A 17,501-nucleotide genomic window follows, 5' to 3' on the forward strand; every position below is an offset into this window, starting at 1 on the left:
CAAAGGGGATCGGTGATGAAGACGCTGATTACGGCCCTGCGCTCGCTGCTGCCGCACGACGCGGTGATCACCGATCCCGTACGCCTGCGCACGTACGAGTGCGACGGCCTGACCTACCACCGCGCGACGCCCGGCGTGGTCGTGCTGCCCGAGACCGCCGAGCAGGTCGCCGCCGTGGTCCGCCTGTGCAACGAGCACGGCGTGCCGTTCGTCGCGCGGGGCTCGGGCACCGGCCTGTCGGGCGGCGCGCTGCCCCGCGAGGACGGCGTGCTCATCGTCACCTCGAAGATGCGCGCGATCCTGGAGATCGACCTGCCCAACCGCAGGGCGGTGGTGGAGCCGGGCGTGACGAACCTGGCGATCACCGAGGCCGTGCGCGCCCAGGGCTACTACTACGCGCCCGACCCCTCCAGCCAGCAGGTCTGCTCGATCGGCGGCAACGTGGCGGAGAACTCCGGCGGCGCCCACTGCCTCAAGTACGGCTTCACCGTCAACCACGTCGAGGCGTGCGAGATCGTCACCCCGGAGGGCGAGCTGGTCACGCTCGACCGCATGGACCCGGGCTACGACCTGCTGGGCGCGTTCATCGGGTCGGAGGGCACGCTCGGCATCGCCACCAAGATCACCGTACGGCTGAGCCGCGCGCCCGAGGCCGTGACCACGGTGCTGGCCGCGTTCGACAGCATCGAGCAGGGCGGCAGGGCGGTGTCGGCGATCATCGGGGCGGGCATCGTCCCGGCCGCGATCGAGATGATGGACGCCCTCGCCATCGAGGCGGCCGAGGCGGCGGTGTCGTGCTGCTATCCCGAGGGCGCGGGCGCGGTGCTGATCGTCGAGCTGGACGGCCCGGCATCCGAGGTCGAGCGGCAGTTCGCCCGGCTGCGCGAGCTGTGCTCCGAGGCGTTCGAGCTGCGGGTGGCCGACGACCCGGCCGAGCGCGCGGCGATCTGGAAGGGCCGTAAGTCGGCCTTCGCCGCCGTGGGGCGGATCAGCCCGGCCTACATCGTCCAGGACGGCGTGGTGCCCCGCACGTCGCTGCCCGCCGTGCTCGCCGCGATCGACCGCCTGTCGGCCGAGCACGACATCAGGGTGGCGAACGTCTTCCACGCCGGCGACGGCAACCTGCATCCGCTGGTGCTGTTCGACGACGGCGATCCGGGCGCGGGCGAGCGGGCCGAGGTGGTGTCGGGGGCGATCCTCGACCTGTGCATCGAGAACGGCGGCTCGATCACCGGCGAGCACGGCGTCGGCGTGGACAAGTCGCGCTACATGCCGAAGATGTTCAGCGCCGACGACCTCGACACCATGCAGCTCGTGCGGTGCGCGTTCGATCCCGCGGGGCTGGCGAACCCGGGCAAGGTGTTCCCCACCCCGCGCCTGTGCGGCGAGGTGCCGGGGGTGCGCAAGGGCGTGCACCCGCTGGTCGAGTCGGGAAAGGCGGAGCAGTTTTGAGCGGCGGTACGGCGGGCGCGGCGATCGGCGGGGTGACGACCCGGCAGGCGGGACCCGGCGACGCGGTGGGCGGCGTGCAACCCCGCTGGGTGGTGCTGCCCGAGACCGTCGAGGAGATCTCCGCCGCGCTGCGGGCCTGCGCGGAGCGTGACCTCGCGGTGGTGCCCGCGGGCGGCGGCACGAAGCTGCACTGGGCGCCGCCGCCGGAGCGCTGCGACGTGCTGCTCGACATGTGCTGCATGAACGAGGTGATCGAGCACGCCGCCGGTGACCTCGTGGTGCGCGCGCAGGCCGGGGCCACGATGGGCGCGCTGGCGGGCGCGCTCGCGGCCGAGGGCCAGGAGCTGGCGCTCGACCTGCCCTACCCCGAGGACTCCACGGTCGGCGGCACGCTGGCCACGGCAGGGCCGCCGGGGCCGCGCGCGTTCCGCTACGGCACCGCCCGCGACCTGCTCATCGGCATCACGGTCGTGCTGGCCGACGGCACGATCGCCCGCTCGGGCGGCAAGGTCGTCAAGAACGTCGCGGGCTACGACCTCGGCAAGCTGTTCACCGGCTCCTACGGCACGCTCGGCGTGATCGCCGAGGCCACGTTCCGCCTGCACCCGCTGCCCGCCGACCGCCGCTGGGTGATCGCCCGCCTGCCGTCGGACGGCGCCGCGCAGCGCGCGGCGGAGGCGGTGGCGGCGCTGGCGGCCGCGCAGGCCGAGCCGAGCGCGATCGAGATCGACCGTCCCGAGCCCGGCGGGCCGATCACGCTCGCCGCGCTCACCGAAGGCGCGGCGGCGGCCGGCAGGGCGGCGGCGCTGCGCGAGCTGATCGGCGCGGGCGAGGTCGCCGGGGAGCCGCCGGCCTGGTGGGGGCGGATCTCCGCCGACGAGGTGCTCATCGAGCTGCGCTTTCCTCCGGCGGCGACGGCGGCGGTGCTCCACGCGGCGGAGGCCGCGCGGATGGCGCTGCGCGGCTCCCCCGCCTGCGGGCGGCTGCTGCTGCAGTCGGACCGGCCGATCGGGGAGGACGACCTCGCGGCCGTGCTCTCCGCGCTGCGCTCCGGGGTCGAGGCGGCCGGCGGGCGGGCGCACGTGCTCGCCCTGCCGCCGGGGAGGCCGTACGAGAAGATCGACAGGTGGGGGCACGTGGGCTCGCTGCCGCTGATGCGGCGGGTCAAGGAACGGTTCGATCCCGGTCGCAGGATGTCTCCCGGCCGGTTCGTGGGAGGCGTGTGAGGTGGACCCCGAGCTGATCAACGACTGCGTGCACTGCGGTTTCTGCCTGCCGACCTGCCCCACGTACGTGCTGTGGGGCGAGGAGATGGACTCGCCGCGCGGCCGCATCCACCTGATGAAGCAGCACGTCGAGGGCACCCCGATCACCCCCGAGATGGCCGGGCACTTCGACGCCTGCCTGGGCTGCATGGCCTGCGTGACGGCCTGCCCGTCGGGCGTGCGCTACGACCGGCTGATCGAGCAGACCAGGGTGGAGGTGGAGCGCGAGCACGTGCGCGAGCCGCAGGAGCGCGCCGTCCGCGGCATCGTGTTCAGCCTCTTTCCGTACCCGCGCAGGCTGCGGCTGCTGCGCCCGGCGATGGGCCTGGCCAGGCGGATGGCGGCGTTCCTCGAGCGGGCGCACCCGAGCCTGGGCGCGATGGCCGCGCTCGCGCCCCGCGTGGAGCGCAGGCAGCGGCTGCCGCGCCTGGTCAGGGCGAGGGGCGAGCGCCGCGCCGTGGTGGGCATGCTCACCGGGTGCGTGCAGCGGGAGTTCTTCCCCCAGGTGAACGCGGCCACCGCGCGGGTGCTCGCGCTGGAGGGCTGTGACGTGGTGATCCCGCCGGAGCAGGGCTGCTGCGGCGCGCTCAGCGTGCACTCCGGGCTCGACCGGCAGGCGGGGCGGCTGGCGAGCAGGACCGCGGAGGTGTTCGAGCGGGCCGGGGTGGACACGGTCGTGGTGAACGCGGCCGGCTGCGGCTCCACCATGAAGGAGTACGCCGGCCTGCTCGGGCGCGAGCCGGGCTTTCGCGTCATGGACCTGTCCGAGTACCTGGCCGAGCTGGGGCCGGTGGCCAAGCGGCACCCGCTGCCGCTCACCGTGGCCTACCACGACGCCTGCCACCTCGCCCACGCGCAGGGCGTGCGGGGGCAGCCGCGCGAGCTGCTGTCCGGCATCCCCGAGCTGGAGCTGCGCGAGATCCCCGAGTCGGCGATCTGCTGCGGGTCGGCGGGCACGTACAACCTGCTGCGGCCGCAGGCCGCCCGCGACCTGGGCGACAGGAAGGCGGCGTCGGTGCGCACCACGGGGGCCGAGCTGCTGGTGTCGGCCAACCCCGGATGCACGATGCAGATCGCCGCGGCCATGCGGCGGGCGGGCACGGACATCAGGGTCGCCCACACCGCCGAGGTGCTGGACGCGTCCCTGCGCGGGGTCGCGCTGTGAGCGTCCAGTCGGTCGAGCGGGCGCTCGACGTGCTGGAGGCGCTGGCCGAGCACGGCGGCGAGGCGGGGCTGTCGGAGATCGCGGCGCGCACGGGCCTGCCGTACGGGACCATCCACCGGCTGCTGCGCACGCTGCTCGCGCGCGGCTACGTCCGGCAGGAGTCCGACCGGCGTTACGCGCTCGGCGGCGGGCTGGTCAGGCTGGGCGGCATCGCCGAGAGCATGGTCGGGGTGTGGGCGCAGCCGTACCTCGCGAAGATGGTCGAGCTGTCCGGCGAGACCGCGAACCTGGCCGTGCTGGAGGGCGACTTCGTCGTCTACGTGGCGCAGGTGCCCTCGCCGCGCAGGCTGCGGATGTTCGCCGAGGTCGGCAGGCGGGTGCTGCCGCACAGCACGGCGGTGGGCAAGGTGCTGCTCGCCGGGCGGCCGGAGGCGGAGGCGGTGGCGGTGTTCGAGCGCACCGGCATGCCGCGCCGCACCCCCAACACGATCACCGACCTGGACGCGATGAGGGCGGAGCTGGAGACCGTCAGGCGTCAGGGTTACGCGCTCGACCTGGGCGAGGAGGAGCTGGGCGTGCACTGCCTCGCGGTGCCGGTGCGCGACGGCGGCCGGGTGGTCGCGGCCATGTCGGTCTCGGGTCCCGCCGAGCGCATCGACGCCCTGGACCGCGATGAGCTGGCCGAGGGCATGCGGAAGATCGCGTCGCAGTTCGGTGACGAGCTGGGACCGATCGCCGACTGAACGATATTCTGTTGCGCTATGAGCAACAGCACGTCGGTCCAGTCGGTCGATCGTGCCATCGCGATCTTGGAGATCCTCGCCCGCGACGGCGCCAGCCGGGTCACGGACCTGGCGACCGAGCTGGACGTCCACAAGTCCACCGCCTTCCGCCTGCTGTCGGCCCTGGAACAGGGCGGGCTCGTCGAACAGAGCGGCGATCGAGGACGCTACCGGCTCGGCTTCGGCGTCGTACGGCTGGCCGGCGCGGCCACCGCCCAGCTCGACCTGTCCGGCGAGAGCCGCCCGGTCTGCCTGCGCCTGGCCGTCGAGATCGGCGAGACCGTCAACGTGGCGGTGCCCCGCAACGGCGACGCGATCAACATCACGCAGGTACGCGGCCCCGCCGCCATCAGCGGCCACAACTGGGTCGGCCAGCGCACCCCCGCGCACGCCACCTCCAGCGGGAAGGTGCTGGTCGCCTTCGGGGCGCTGCGCCTGCCGTCCGAGCTGGAACGCTACACGCCCAACACCATCACATCGCCCGCCGAGCTGGGCCTTGAGGAGATCAGGGAGCGCGGCTGGGCCGCCGCCGTCGAGGAGCTGGAGGTGGGGCTCAACGCGGTCGCCGCGCCGATCAGGGGCGCCGACGGCACGGTGGTCGCCGCCGTCAGCGCCTCGGGGCCGTCGTACCGGCTGACGCCCGAGCGGCTGCCCGAGGTCGGGGCGATCCTGGTGGCGGGCGCGCGAGAGATCAGCCAGCGCATCGGCTATTACGGTTGAGTCATGTGCAGAAGCATCAAGACCCTCCGCCCGCCGTACACCGAGAGCGTGACCGAGGAGGACGTGCGGGCCGCGGCGCTGCAGTACGTGCGGAAGATCTCCGGCTTCCGCACGCCCGCCGCGCACAACGCGGAGGCGTTCGACCGCGCGGTCGAGGCGATCACGCGGGCGTCCGAGGAGCTGCTGGGCGCGCTGCAGGTCCGCGGGAGCCGTTGACGGCCCCACGAGCGAGACGGCTCCCGCGCGGGCTCGTCGGTGGTCCGCCGCGGCGGCGGGGCCGCGTTGCCCCTGCCGACTGACCGGCCGACTCACCGGCCGACTAACCGGCCGGTGCCGCGACCGTGCGTGAACGGCCGTGCCGAGGCGGACCGGCAGCCGGCGTCAAAGATCGGGCAAGCCGCCCGCAAGCCGTGCTTCCTACCATGAGAACCCGCGCCAGGACCGGGCTCTCACACGGGAGGAAGGGTGCCGCCACCTCGCGCACGTGCCGTCGTCAGTCTGCTGGTGCCGTGGCTCGCCGCCAAGCGCGCGTTCAAGCCCTCGGTCGGCCCGAGCCCCTGGGAACGGCGACTGGACCGGCTCGCGTTCTGGCGGGCGATGCTCGGCCTGATCACGGTCGTCATCGCCACGCACAGGCATCGGCAGTTCCTCGCGGTCCTCGCCGAGGTCACCACGAAGACCTACGACACCCTGCAGTATGCGCTGGCTCTGCCGCCGCCGGCGTTCCTCGCCGTCTTCCTGCTGACCCGCCGCGACCGGCGCCGCACGCTGTGGCCGCGTGTCCGGCGGTATCTGATCCGCGGGGTGCCCGGCCTGCTCGTCCTGCTCATGCCGTTTCTGCTCTCCCTGCTCTACCTGTGGCTGAACGACGGCGACGGCACCATCCCCGGCTCGGCCGTAGGGCTCAGGGAGATCCTCATCTTCATCTGGGCCGCCTGCTTCTACGGCTGCACGCTCTACTGGGCGACGCGCACCGGGCTGTGGATCTCCGACATGCACCCGCTGCTCGCGCCGGTCGGCTCCACGCTCGTCATGCTGGTGGTCAGCGGCCAGGAGCTCATCGGCCTCGAAACGGACGGCGTGCCCTCCTGGCTGTGGCTGACCCTGAACCTCGGCGGTGTCGCCTCGTCCCTGACGCTGGCGGTGATGGAGTACCGGCTGCTGCACAGGATGGGCTACCGCTGGCGCGAGGGGCCGGACCCGGTGACCGGGCCGGAGGGTCGGCTCTCGCGGACCACAGGAGCGCCGTCCGAGCAGACGATCTTGAGCTCGACCTCTTCGCCATCGTCCGGCTCGAACTCCACCTTTGCCTCGTGGTCCGGGCCTGGATCGACCGAGTCCACCTTGTAGCCCTGGGCGGGACTCCACGAGCGCAGCGTGACCCGGCCGTCCTCGCAGGCGGCGATCACGGTGCCGCCCGCGCTGCGGATCAGCCGGCTCTGCCCGGTCGGCGAGGCCGTGGGGACGGGCGCGGCGGTGGCGCGAGCGGTGGCCGTGGCCAGCTCGGCGCGCACCTCCTCGGGGGCGAGCACGCGGCGGTCGGTGCCGGTCAGTCCGTTGCCGAGCAGGCCGAGCACCGCCACGGCGGCGCCGGTGGCGGCGATGGCGGTGGCGGCCCAGGCCGCGACGAGTCTCTTCATCCCGCTCAGGTTCCCCCCTGTCCGGCTAAGGCCGGGTTAAGGCGACGATAAGGCCGCTCTGGCGGGCGGGCGAAAGCGTCTACGTTCGTCCTATGGCTGACATCCTGCTCATCGAGGACGATGTGGCGATCCGTACGGCGCTCAGCAGGGGACTGCGAGACCTCGGCCATGCCGTCTCCTCCTCCCCCACCGCCATGGACGGGCTGCGCCTGGCCGTCCAGGACCGGCCCGACCTGATCGTGCTCGACCTCGGGCTGCCCGACCTCGACGGCGTCGAGCTGCTGCGCATGCTGCGGGCGGTCAGCCGGGTGCCGGTCATCGTGGCCACCGCGCGCGACGGTGACGCCGAGATGGTGCCGGTGCTGAACGCGGGCGCCGACGATTACGTGGTCAAGCCGTACAGCGCGGCGCAGCTCGACGCCCGCGTACGCGCGGTGCTGCGGCGGGCGGGCGGCTCGGCGCCGGAGCCGCTGGCGGTGGGCGGGCTGCGGGTGGATCCGCGCGCCCGTACGGCCACGCTCGACGGCCGGCCGCTGGACCTCACGCCGCGCGAGTTCGACGTGCTGCACTACCTCGCGGCCCGGCCGGGCGAGGTGGTGACCAAGCGGGAGCTGCTGACCGAGGTGTGGCGGCTGCCGTACGGGGGCGCCGACAAGACCGTGGACGTGCACCTGTCGTGGCTGCGCAGGAAGCTCGGCGAGACCGCCGCCGCGCCGCGCTACCTGCACACCGTGCGCGGCGTGGGCGTCAAGCTGGCCGAGCCCTCATGAGGCGCTGGCTCGCGCTGCTCGTGGCGGCCACCACCTCGCTCGTGCTCATCGCGCTGCTGGTGCCGATGGCGCTGCTGATCAGGGCCGTGGCCGAGAACGGCGCGATGAGCCGGGCCACCGCCGCCGCCGAGTCGGTGGCCGTCGCGGTCGGCACCCCCGACCTGCCGCTGACGGTCGAGCAGGTGTCCCGTCCCGTGACGGTGTTCCTGCCGGACGGCGGGCTCGTCGGCTCCCCGGCTCCGCGCTCCGACGCCGTACGCCTGGCCGCGACCGGGCGCAGCGTCACCGCCGCCGCACCCGGCGGCAGGGAGGTGCTGGTCTCCGCGCAGTCGCCCGGCGGGACGGCGGTGATCAGGGTGTTCGTGCCGGACGACGAGCTGGTGCGCGGCGTGCGCGAGGCGTGGCTTGCGCTGCTGCTCATCGGGCTCGGGCTGATGGTGCTCGGCATCGTGCTCGCCGACCGGCTGGCGCTGGCCGTCACCCGGCCGGTGGACGGGCTGGCCAGGGTGTCGCACCGGCTGGCGGGCGGCGACCTGACCGCGCGGGCCGAACCCGGCGGGCCGCCCGAGGTGCGGTCGGTGGCGCTCGCGCTCAACCATCTCGCCGGGCGCATCGACGAGCTGCTCGCCGCCGAGCGGGAGTCGGCGGCCGACCTGTCGCACCGGCTCCGCACGCCGCTGACCGGCCTGCGGCTGGACGCCGAGTCGCTGCGCGACCCCGAGGAGAGGGCTCGCCTGCAGGCCAGGGTCGACGCGCTGGAACGGGCGGTCAGCCAGGTCATCACCGAGGCGCGGCGGCGCACCGCCAGGCGGGAGTCGTGCGACGCGGCCTCCGTGGTGGGCGAGCGGGTGCGGTTCTGGTCGGTGCTGGCCGAGGATCAGGGGCGCGCGCTGACGGTCACGCTGCCCGACGGCCCCCTGCGGGTCGCCGTGGGCGCGGGCGAGCTGGCCGCGTGCCTGGACGCGCTGCTCGGCAACGTCTTCGCGCACACCCCCGAGGGCGCCGCCATGTCCGTACGCCTGCGGAGCCGCCCGCCCGGGGCGCTGCTGTCCGTCGAGGACGCGGGGCCCGGGTTCGAGCCCGCGCTGCTGGAGCGCGGCACCAGCGCAGGCGGCTCGACGGGACTCGGCCTGGACATCGCCCGCCGCACCGCCGAGTCGTCGGGCGGCGGCCTGTCGGTCTCCACCTCCGAGCTCGGCGGCGCCCGCGTCGACCTCCTGCTCGGCGCCCACTGAGACCTCCTGCCCGGCGCCCCCTGAATCGCCTCGGCCCTCGCCCGTAAGCCCCCTGCGCCGTGCCCTTTTCGGCCTTCTCCCCGCCTTAACCGCGGGTTAGCGCGCGGTTACCGGGCCCGGCGGTTCCGTAGAGGCATGCGAATCTCAAAGAAGCTGCTCGTGGCCGGTGCCGGTGTCGTCTCCCTGGTCGTGTGCGGTGGCACGGCGTACGCCACCGCCACCGCCGTGACGGACGCCGCCGCGCCCATCTCGCTCACGGCCGTCGCGCCCTCCGCCCCGAAGGTCACGGCCGAACAGGCCATCACGATCGCGCACCGGCAGGTGCCCGGCGCCTGGATCCGGGAGGTGGAGCTCGACAGGAACGGCGCCGCCCCCGACGTCTGGGAGGTGAAGCTGATCAAGGGCTCCCAGCGGCACGAGGTGAAGGTGGACGCCGCCACCGGCAAGATCACCAAGTCCGGGATCGACGATGACCACGGGGGCCGTGGCCGCGACCACGCCGAGGACGACTGATCCTCGCCGGGCTCTCCTGAACCCCTCTGAACCCCTCTGAACCCCTCTGAACCCCTCTGAACCCCTCTGAACCGCTCAGAACCTGTCCGGCGGCGCCGGCTCACCCCCACGGTGGGCCGGCGCACTCATGCGCGGTCAGCAGGAGTCGAGGACGCCCTTCATGGCGTCCTTCTCCGCGGCGGTCACCCACACCCCGTACTTGGCCTTCACGTCGATCTGGCGGGCGATGTACTCGCACCGGAACTCCTTGCGCGGCGGCAGCCAGGTGGCCGCGTCGGAGTCGCTCTTCTGAGCGTTCAGCGGGCCGTCGACGGCGAGCAGGTTGAGCGGGTCGTTGGCGAACTCCTTACGCTTGGCCGCCGACCACTGCTGCGCGCCCTTCTGCCAGGCGTCCGACAGCGGCACGAGGTGGTCGATCTGCACGGCGCTGCTGGTGCTCTGGCCGCGCTTGAACTTGATGGTCTTGCCGCTGTAGGGGTCGTGCAGGGTGCCGGTCAGCACGATGCAGTCGTGGGTACCCGGCTTGAACGTCTCGTCCTCCATGTCGCGCTTGAGGATGTCGTTTCGGGTGTCGCAGCCGTTGCGGTCGACGTCGGCCCAGGCCGGGCCGAACTTGTCGCGGTCGAAGCCGGTCTTGGGCGCGCGGCCCTTGACCGTCAACTTCTCCAGCTTCTCCTTGGCTCCGGCGATCGCGGCCGAGCCCGGCTTCGCATCGCCGATGGATCCGCTGGTCTGCGCTTCGAGTCCGCCGCAGCCGGCCAGCAATCCCACCGTGGCCAGACCGGCCATGAACGCCCGTACGCGCACGCTCGTCTCCCCAGACTTCAAGTGAAAAACCTCGTAAAGTCTAGGTAATTCCCAGGTATGGCGACGATCATCCCTGAAGTGCGTCGAGCAGCCACTCCGCCATGTACCGGGTGAAGGACGATCTCACGTAGATCCAGTACGTTTCGGGCGCCCGCCGCTCCAGGACGACCGGCGCCTTGCCGAGCAGCGTCTGGGCGTGCCCGGGGAAGGCCGACGGGTGCAGGTCGAGCGGGCACCCGGTGATGAGCACGTCCTCGGCCCCGGGGCCGGACAGCTCCAGGATCGTCCGCTGGCCCGAGACGTCCACCCACCGAGGGCCGGGTGCCGCCTCCCCCACGACGAGCCACCAGGACGGCCCGAGCCGCAGCCCCGTCCCCGGATCCGCGCCCCTGACCTCCCACATCGGCTGGAACGGCACCTCGCGCAGCCGCACCCGCTCACCGCTCGCCGCCGCGAACCGCGCGGCGAAGGAGGCGGCGGGGCTCTCCGCGCGGCAACCGGTCAGCGGCGCGATCTCGCCGGGCGGCAGCGGCTCGCCGTCGCGGCGGGCGTTCTCCGGGTCGTAGAAGACCGGCTCCACGACCGTCACCGGCAGCGCCGCGCCCCCGGACACCGCCGTCAGCCGGTCGCCGGGCGCCGCCTCCCTGGCCAGGGCCAGGCAGAACGTGCGGCCGAGCACCTCGCTGCGGTAGCTGGAGGTGACGTGGCCGAGCATCGGCACGACCCCGGTGAGCGCTTGCCCGGCCGCCACGAGCTGCGCGCCCTCCTCCACCCGCGCGTCCGGGTCGTCGGGCAGCAGCCCGACCAGGCGCTTGCGGTCCGGCCGCGCGGTGTCGGGCCTGGCGTGCGAGCGCTTGCCCACGAAGTCGGGCTTGCGCTCCGAGATCAGCCAGGACATGCCGAGGTCCTGCGGGGTGACCGTGCCGTCGGTCTCCTGGCCGACGATCGCGAAGCCCTTCTCGGCGCGCAGCACGTGCATGGTCTCGGTCCCGTACGGCACCGCGCCCAGCTCCAGCACCGCCTCCCACAGCGCCCGCCCGTAGGCCCAGGGCACGTTCACCTCGTACGCCAGCTCGCCGGAGAAGCTGATCCTGAACACCCGGCCGGGCACGCCCATCACGTCGGCGGCCGCGTACCGCATGAACGCCAGGTCGAGCGCGCCGGGCGCGACCGCCGCGATCACCCGCCTGGCCTGCGGCCCGGCCACGGCGACCGTCGCCCAGTGGTCGGTGACCGAGGTGAACGACACGTCGAGCTCCGGCCATTCGGTCTGGTGCCACTCCTCCAGCCAGTCGAGCACGGCGGCGGCGTTGCCCGTGGTCGTCGTCATCAGGTAGTGGTCGTCGGCGAGCCTGGTGGTGGTGCCGTCGTCGAACACCATGCCGTCCGCCCGGCACATCACGCCGTACCGGCAGGCCCCGACGGGCAGCGTGGAGTACATGTTGGTGTAGATCCGGTCGAGGAAGGCCCCGGCGTCCGCGCCCCTGATGTCGATCTTGCCGAGCGTGGAGGCGTCCATGGCGGCCACGGCGGTACGGGCGGCCCGGCACTCGCGCCGTACCGCGTCCTCCATCGACTCGCCCTCCTGCGGGAAGTACCAGGGGCGCTTCCACTGGCCGACGTCCTCGAAGACCGCGCCGCGCGCGACGTGGGAGTCGTGCATGGCGGTGGTCCTGACCGGGTCGGACAGCTCGCCCCTGTCGCGTCCCGCCAGCGTGGCGAACGACACCGGCGTGTACGGCGGCCGGAACGTGGTCGTGCCCACCTGCCCCGGCTCGGTGCCGAGCAGCGCCGACATGACGCCCACCACGACCGCGCCCGACGTCTTGCCCTGGTCGGCGCCGGTGCCCGCGGTGGTGTAGCGCTTGACGTGCTCGACCGAGCGCATGCCGGTGCCGGTGGCCCTGACCAGGTCGGCCACGGTCACGTCGCGGTGCAGGTCGGCGAAGGCCGGCTCGTCGCCGCCCGGCCCCTCGCCCTCGACCAGCCACAGCGCGGCGGGCGGCGTGGTGATCGGCCGCTCGTCGCAGGCGGGGACCGGCAGGTCGCCCACGCCGGGGGCGGTGCCGAGCGCCAGCGACGCCGCCTCCGTGCCGGCCGCGTAGCCGTCGGCGATGGCGGCGGCCGTGCCGTACACGCCTCTGCACGCCCCCGCCGACCGCTCGGCCTGGGCGGAGGTGCCCGGCACGAACGCCTGCAGCTCCCCGTCGAACCTGACCCGCCCCTGCGACTGGCTGAACAGGTGCACGGCCGGGTTCCAGCCCCCGGCCACGGCCAGCAGGTCCGCATCGACGTGCCGGGAGCCGATCGAGACGCCGGTCAGTACCCCGTCGGCGTCGCCGGTCGTGCCGGTCACCACCCGGCCGTCCCTGCGCGGGTCCACGATCTCGGCCACCTCGACCCCGGCCGCCGCCAGGTCGTCCGCGGCCTCGTACGCGGAGTCGGCGCAGGCGAACACGACCGCCCGCCGCCAGGGCGCGACGCCGTACCGGTTGGCGTAGGCGCGGGCCGCCGAGGCGAGCATGACGCCGGGCCGGTCGTTGCCGGGGAAGGCGACGGAGCGCTCGTGCGCGCCCGTGGCCAGCACCACCTGACGGGCCCTCAGGTGCCACAGCCGCTCGCCGCGCGCCCGCCGTTCGACGGCGACCACGTAGTTGTGGTCGTAGTAGCCGACGGCGGTCGTCCTGGTGAGCACCCGGCCCGGCAGGTCGAGCCCGTCCACCCAGGCGAGCGCGGGCGCGCCGTCGATGCGCAGGCGCGAGTCGAGCAGGTCGCCGCCCAGGCGAGGCCGATCGTCCACCAGGATCACCCGCGCCCCGGCCCGGCCGGCGGCCACCGCGGCGGCGAGGCCCGCCGGTCCGCCGCCCACCACCAGCACGTCGCAGTGCAGGTACCCCTTGTCGCAGCGCCGGTCGTCCACCGGCTCGTCCGCGGCATGCGGGTCCACCCGGCCCTTGCCGCGCAGGCTCCACGCCTCGAGCCCGTCGTACAGCTCGACCGTGGTGGCGGGCAGCATGGGGTCGGGGCCGACCCGGACGAGCGCGTTCGGCTCCTCGGGCCCGGCGGTGAAGACGCCGCGCGGCCGGCCCAGCGTGACGCTGCGGCCCACCACCCGCACGCCGTTGCGCAGCAGGGCGGCGGCCAGCGTGTCGCCCGGCTCGCCCCGCAGCGGGCGGCCGTCGAAGGTGAACCTCATGAGGGCTTCCTGATCTCGTGGGTGACGGTGTGCCGCTCGACGTCGAACCAGGTCCGGCAGCCGTGCTGGTGGAACCAGCGCTCGCGGAACCAGCCCTTGGGGTTGTCGCGGAAGAAGACGTACGCGGCCCACTCGGCGTCGGTGGTCTCGCCCGCCGGATAGGCGATGCCGGCCTGGCCGCCGTAGCGGAACTCGGTCTCGTCGCGGGGGCCGCAGTGCGGGCAGTCGATGAGCAGCATCAGTGGGCCACCGCCGCCGCGCCGTGCTCGTCGATGAGCGCCCCCGTGGTGAACCTCTCCAGCGCGAACGGCTCCGCCAGCGGATGCGGCCGGTCGTTCGCGATCGTGTCGGCGTACACCCAGCCGGAGCCCGGGGTGGCCTTGAACCCGCCGGTGCCCCAGCCGGCGTTGATGTAGAGGCCGTCGATCGGCGTGCGGCCGACGATCGGGGAGGCGTCGGGCGAGACGTCCACGATGCCCGCCCAGGTGCGCAGCACGCGGACCCGGCTGAAGATCGGGAACAGCTCCAGCGCCGCCGCCATCTGCGCCTCGATCACGTGGACGCTGCCGCGCTGGCCGTAGGAGTTGTAGGCGTCGATGCCCGCCCCCATGACGAGTTCGCCCTTGTGGGCCTGGCTGACGTACACGTGGACCGCGTTAGACATCACCACGCAGTCGAGCACCGGCTCCAGCAGCTCCGACACCAGCGCCTGCAGCGGATGCGACTGCAGCGGCAGCCGCAGCCCGGCCCGCGCGGCGAGCACCGAGGTGTGCCCGGCGGCGGCCAGCGCGACCTTGCCCGCGGCGATCCTGCCGCGCGAGGTCTCGACGGCGGCGACCCGGTTCCCGGTGATCTCGAAACCGGTGACCTCGCAGCCCTGGACGAGATCGATCCCGTACGCGTCCGCCTTCCTGGCCAGCGCCCAGGCGACGTGGTCGTGCTTGGCGATGCCGCCGCGCCGCTGCAGGGTCGCGCCCATGACCGGGTAGCGGGCCTGCCGCGAGACGTTGATGATCGGGCAGAACTTCTTGACCTCGTCGGCGTCGAGCCATTCGGCGTCCACGCCGTTGAGCCGGTTGGCGTTGACCCTGCGCTTTCCCTCGCGCACGTCGCTCAGGTTGTGCGCCAGGTTGAGCACGCCGCGCTGGCTGAACCGCAGGTCGTAGTCCAGCTCCTCGCTCAGCCCCTCCCACAGCCTGAGCGAGTGCTCGTAGATGGCGGCGCTCTCGTCCCACAGGTAGTTGGAGCGGATGATCGTGGTGTTGCGCGCCATGTTGCCGCCGGCCAGCCAGCCGCGCTCCAGGACGGCGACGTTCGTGATGCCGTGGTTCCTGGCCAGGTAGTAGGCGGTGGCCAGGCCGTGCCCGCCGCCGCCGACGATGACGACGTCGTAGGAGGGTTTCGGATCGGGGTTGCGCCAGAGGAAGTCGGGGTGGGTCACCGTCGGATCTTCTCCATCCCGGGGTCGTACAGGGGCTCGGCGGCGACCTCCGCGGGGACGCGGCGGCCGAAGTAGGAGATCTCCACCTGCGTCCCGGGCTCGGCCAGCTCCACGGGCAGCCAGGCGTAGGCGATGGGCCGCTCGATCGTGTGGCCGTAGGCGGCGCTGGTGACGTAGCCGGCCGTGCGGCCGCCGTGCCTGACGGGTTCCTTGCCCATGACGACCTCGGCGCTGAGCAGCGGCACCAGCTTGCGGGTGACGTCGGTGGTCAGCAGGTCACGGCCGATGAAGTCCTTGTCCGTCTTGACCGCGAAGCCCAGCCCCGCCTCGTACGGGGTGTGCTCGGTCGTCATGTCCACGCCCCACAGCCGGTAGCCCTTCTCCAGCCGCAGGCTGTTGAACGCCGCACGACCGCCGGCGACCGCCAGACCCGGGGCCCACAGCGTGTCCCACAGCTTCAGCCCCATGTCGGCGCTGGTGTAGAGCTCCCAGCCCAGCTCGCCCACGTACGACACGCGCAGCGCCAGCACCGGCACGTGACCGACGTAGCCGCGCCGGCAGCCGAAGTAGCGCAGGCCCTCGTTCGACAGGTCCATGTCGGTCAGCGGCTGCACCAGCTCCCTGGCCCGCGGTCCCCACACGCCGACGCAGCAGGTGCCGGGCGTGATGTCGCGCACCCGCACGCCGGGCGGCGCGTGCCTGGCCAGCCATTCGAGGTCGAGGTTGCCGTTCGCGCCGACCTGGAAGGTGTCCTCGTCGAGGCGGGCCACGGTGAGGTCGGAGCGGATGCCGCCCCGGTGGTCGAGCAGCAGCGTGTACGTGACGGAGCCGGGCCTTCCGTCCACGTTGTTGGTGGTCATGCGCTGCAGGAACGCCGCCGAGCGGGGCCCGCTGACCTCGATGCGCTTGAGCGGCGTCATGTCGTACAGCGCCACGCCCTCCCTGGTGGCGCGGGACTCGCCGGCGGCGATCGGCGACCAGTAGCGGCTCGCCCACGCATCGCGCAGCTCGGCGCCGGTGGCCGCGCGGGGCAGGTCCGCGTTGGCCTCGAACCAGTGGGGGCGCTCCCACCCGGCCGCTTCGAGGAAGAACGCGCCCAGCTCCCGCTGCCGTCCGTGGAACGGGCTGGTCCGCAGCGGGCGCGGCGACTCCATCGGCTGCAGCGGGTGGACGACGTCGTACACCTCGATGAAGTTCTGCTTGCCGCGCTCCTCGATGAACGCGGGCGACAGCTGCGCCTGCTCGAACCTGCCCAGCTCGCACTCGTGCAGATCGACCGCGGAGCGGCCCTCGACGAGCAGCTCGGCCACCGCGCGCGCCACCCCGGCCGAGTGGGTCACCCAGACGGCCTCGGCCAGCCAGAACCCGTCGAGGTGCGGGGCCTCGCCGATCAGCGGGAAGCCGTCGGGGGTGAAGGAGAAGATCCCGTTGATGCCGTCCTCGTACTTGGTGGCGGCCAGGGCGGGCAGCAGCTCGACCGCGTCGCGCCAGGCGGGGTCGAAGTCCTCCTCGGTGAACGCCTGCACCGACGGCATCGTGGTGGACCTGGGGCCGATCTCGTGCTGGGCGACCGGCATCGGGCGGTGGGAGTAGGAGCCGATGCCGACCCGATCGCCGTGCTGCCGGAAGTACAGGTCGCGGTCCTGGTGGCGGAGTATCGGGCCGGGGCGCAGGTCGCCGAGGGGGCCCGATCTGGCGTACTGGTGAGCGAGCGGCAGCAGCGGCACGGTCAGCCCGGCCATGGCGCCGATCGACGGCCCCCAGAAGCCGGCCGCGCACACCACCACGTCGGCGCGGATGGTCCGGTGCTCGCCCCCGGCCACGACGGCGACGCCGGTCACCCGGCCGCCGCGCTGGTCGATGCCGACCACGGTGTGCTCGCCGAGGAACGTCGCGCCGCGCTCGGTGGCGCGGGCCGCCTGCCGCTCGCCGCACGCGACCGCCGCCGCGAGCCCGTCGGACGGCACGTGGAAGCCGCCGAGCACCTTGGTCTGGTCGAGCAGCGGCCATAACCGGGCGCACTCCTCGGGGCCGACCAGGCGCGCCTCGACGCCCCACGACTCGGCCCAGCCGAGCTTGCGGTGCAGGTCCGCCCAGCGTTCCGGGGTGGTGGCCACCTCCAGGCCGCCGACCTGGGCGAAGCAGCCTTCGCCGAGCGCGGTGTACTTCCTGACGGTGTAGGCGGCGAACTCCGTCATGGTCTTCGACGGGTTGGTCTGGAAGACCAGGCCGGGTGCGTGGGAGCTGGAGCCTCCGGCGGCGAACAGCGGGCCCTGGTCGACGACCGTGACGTCCGTCCATCCCCGCTCGGTGAGCTCGTCGGCGAGGGCGCAGCCCACGATGCCCGCTCCCACGATCACCGTACGCGGTCGGCTCACGGTCACCTCCGGATTTGTTCCTTAATACGCAACACGCACCGCACTACGCAACGACCATAGATTCCCGGGACCGCCGGTACAAGAGTCACCTTCGGCGCGCGAGCCGCCGGGGGACGAACGCCGCGAAATATGATCAC

Annotated in this window: 15 protein-coding genes; 10 read left to right on the forward strand and 5 right to left on the reverse strand. The window is 73.4% G+C overall.

The window, feature by feature from the left end:
* Positions 1 to 15 precede the first annotated feature (15 nt).
* The 10 genes from ACGFIM_RS12645 (at position 16) to ACGFIM_RS12690 (ending at position 9,542) form a co-directional block, all read left to right on the forward strand.
* Entirely contained in the window at positions 16 to 1,452 is a 1,437-nt protein-coding gene (locus ACGFIM_RS12645) for an FAD-linked oxidase C-terminal domain-containing protein (protein WP_393198994.1), read from the forward strand.
* Complete coding sequence (locus ACGFIM_RS12650) at positions 1,449 to 2,678, forward strand: FAD-binding oxidoreductase (protein WP_393198997.1); 1,230 nt, start codon at positions 1,449 to 1,451, stop codon at positions 2,676 to 2,678. Before ACGFIM_RS12645 ends, ACGFIM_RS12650 begins: the two co-directional genes overlap by 4 nt.
* Position 2,679: 1 nt before the next feature.
* Positions 2,680 to 3,882 carry a (Fe-S)-binding protein gene (locus ACGFIM_RS12655; protein WP_393199000.1) on the forward strand — a complete coding sequence of 401 codons (1,203 nt, stop codon included), beginning with the start codon at positions 2,680 to 2,682 and terminating at the stop codon, positions 3,880 to 3,882.
* Positions 3,879 to 4,625: an IclR family transcriptional regulator gene (locus ACGFIM_RS12660; RefSeq protein WP_393199003.1), complete on the forward strand. Its 747-nt coding sequence runs from the start codon at positions 3,879 to 3,881 to the stop codon at positions 4,623 to 4,625. The genes ACGFIM_RS12655 and ACGFIM_RS12660 overlap by 4 nt, the downstream gene beginning before the upstream one ends.
* 18 nt (positions 4,626 to 4,643) lie before the next feature.
* Positions 4,644 to 5,384, forward strand: a complete 741-nt coding sequence (locus ACGFIM_RS12665) for an IclR family transcriptional regulator (protein ID WP_393199006.1) — start codon at positions 4,644 to 4,646, stop codon at positions 5,382 to 5,384.
* A gap of 3 nt (positions 5,385 to 5,387) precedes the next feature.
* Positions 5,388 to 5,600, forward strand: a complete 213-nt coding sequence (locus ACGFIM_RS12670) for a DUF2277 domain-containing protein (protein ID WP_364057132.1) — start codon at positions 5,388 to 5,390, stop codon at positions 5,598 to 5,600.
* A 249-nt stretch (positions 5,601 to 5,849) separates the two neighbouring features.
* Positions 5,850 to 6,734, forward strand: a complete 885-nt coding sequence (locus tag ACGFIM_RS12675; protein ID WP_393199009.1) for a hypothetical protein — start codon at positions 5,850 to 5,852, stop codon at positions 6,732 to 6,734.
* Between the two features lie 382 nt (positions 6,735 to 7,116).
* Entirely contained in the window at positions 7,117 to 7,794 is a 678-nt protein-coding gene (locus ACGFIM_RS12680) for a response regulator transcription factor (RefSeq protein ID WP_393199012.1), read from the forward strand.
* Positions 7,791 to 9,029 (forward strand): sensor histidine kinase, encoded by a 1,239-nt coding sequence (locus ACGFIM_RS12685; protein ID WP_393199015.1) that lies wholly within the window; start codon positions 7,791 to 7,793, stop codon positions 9,027 to 9,029. The genes ACGFIM_RS12680 and ACGFIM_RS12685 overlap by 4 nt, the downstream gene beginning before the upstream one ends.
* A 135-nt stretch (positions 9,030 to 9,164) precedes the next feature.
* Positions 9,165 to 9,542, forward strand: a complete 378-nt coding sequence (locus ACGFIM_RS12690) for a PepSY domain-containing protein (RefSeq protein ID WP_393199018.1) — start codon at positions 9,165 to 9,167, stop codon at positions 9,540 to 9,542.
* A 135-nt stretch (positions 9,543 to 9,677) separates the two neighbouring features.
* Here the strand turns inward: ACGFIM_RS12690 and ACGFIM_RS12695 are convergent, their stop codons facing one another.
* From ACGFIM_RS12695 to ACGFIM_RS12715, 5 genes are read right to left on the reverse strand one after another with little or no spacing between them, the layout of a single operon-like run.
* A complete protein-coding gene (locus ACGFIM_RS12695; RefSeq protein ID WP_393199021.1) occupies positions 9,678 to 10,370 on the reverse strand; it encodes an HNH endonuclease family protein in 693 nt (230 codons plus the stop codon).
* Positions 10,371 to 10,416: 46 nt separating this feature from the next.
* Positions 10,417 to 13,545: a 2Fe-2S iron-sulfur cluster-binding protein gene (locus ACGFIM_RS12700; RefSeq protein WP_393199024.1), complete on the reverse strand. Its 3,129-nt coding sequence runs from the start codon at positions 13,543 to 13,545 to the stop codon at positions 10,417 to 10,419.
* Entirely contained in the window at positions 13,542 to 13,784 is a 243-nt protein-coding gene (locus tag ACGFIM_RS12705) for a sarcosine oxidase subunit delta (RefSeq protein WP_393199027.1), read from the reverse strand. Before ACGFIM_RS12705 ends, ACGFIM_RS12700 begins: the two co-directional genes overlap by 4 nt.
* On the reverse strand, positions 13,784 to 14,986 hold the full coding sequence (locus ACGFIM_RS12710; protein ID WP_393199030.1) for a sarcosine oxidase subunit beta family protein: 1,203 nt from the start codon (positions 14,984 to 14,986) through the stop codon (positions 13,784 to 13,786). Before ACGFIM_RS12710 ends, ACGFIM_RS12705 begins: the two co-directional genes overlap by 1 nt.
* The gene (locus ACGFIM_RS12715) at positions 14,983 to 17,364 is read right to left on the reverse strand and encodes an FAD-dependent oxidoreductase (protein ID WP_393199739.1); all 2,382 of its coding nucleotides are present in this window, start codon (positions 17,362 to 17,364) and stop codon (positions 14,983 to 14,985) included. The genes ACGFIM_RS12710 and ACGFIM_RS12715 overlap by 4 nt, the downstream gene beginning before the upstream one ends.
* Positions 17,365 to 17,501: the final 137 nt, after the last annotated feature.

The organism is Nonomuraea sp. NPDC049309 (genome assembly GCF_043196965.1).
In the GTDB taxonomy this organism is placed as follows: domain Bacteria; phylum Actinomycetota; class Actinomycetes; order Streptosporangiales; family Streptosporangiaceae; genus Nonomuraea; species Nonomuraea fastidiosa.

Bases quoted from the DNA above. Each gene is read 5' to 3' on its own strand.
- ACGFIM_RS12645 (WP_393198994.1), top strand. From the start codon at position 16: ATGAAGACGCTGATTACGGCCCTGCGCTCGCTGCTGCCGCACGACGCG.
- ACGFIM_RS12665 (WP_393199006.1), top strand. From the start codon at position 4,644: ATGAGCAACAGCACGTCGGTCCAGTCGGTCGATCGTGCCATCGCGATC.
- ACGFIM_RS12670 (WP_364057132.1), top strand. From the start codon at position 5,388: ATGTGCAGAAGCATCAAGACCCTCCGCCCGCCGTACACCGAGAGCGTG.
- ACGFIM_RS12680 (WP_393199012.1), top strand. From the start codon at position 7,117: ATGGCTGACATCCTGCTCATCGAGGACGATGTGGCGATCCGTACGGCG.
- ACGFIM_RS12685 (WP_393199015.1), top strand. From the start codon at position 7,791: ATGAGGCGCTGGCTCGCGCTGCTCGTGGCGGCCACCACCTCGCTCGTG.
- ACGFIM_RS12690 (WP_393199018.1), top strand. From the start codon at position 9,165: ATGCGAATCTCAAAGAAGCTGCTCGTGGCCGGTGCCGGTGTCGTCTCC.
- ACGFIM_RS12700 (WP_393199024.1), bottom strand. From the start codon at position 13,545: ATGAGGTTCACCTTCGACGGCCGCCCGCTGCGGGGCGAGCCGGGCGAC.
- ACGFIM_RS12705 (WP_393199027.1), bottom strand. From the start codon at position 13,784: ATGCTGCTCATCGACTGCCCGCACTGCGGCCCCCGCGACGAGACCGAG.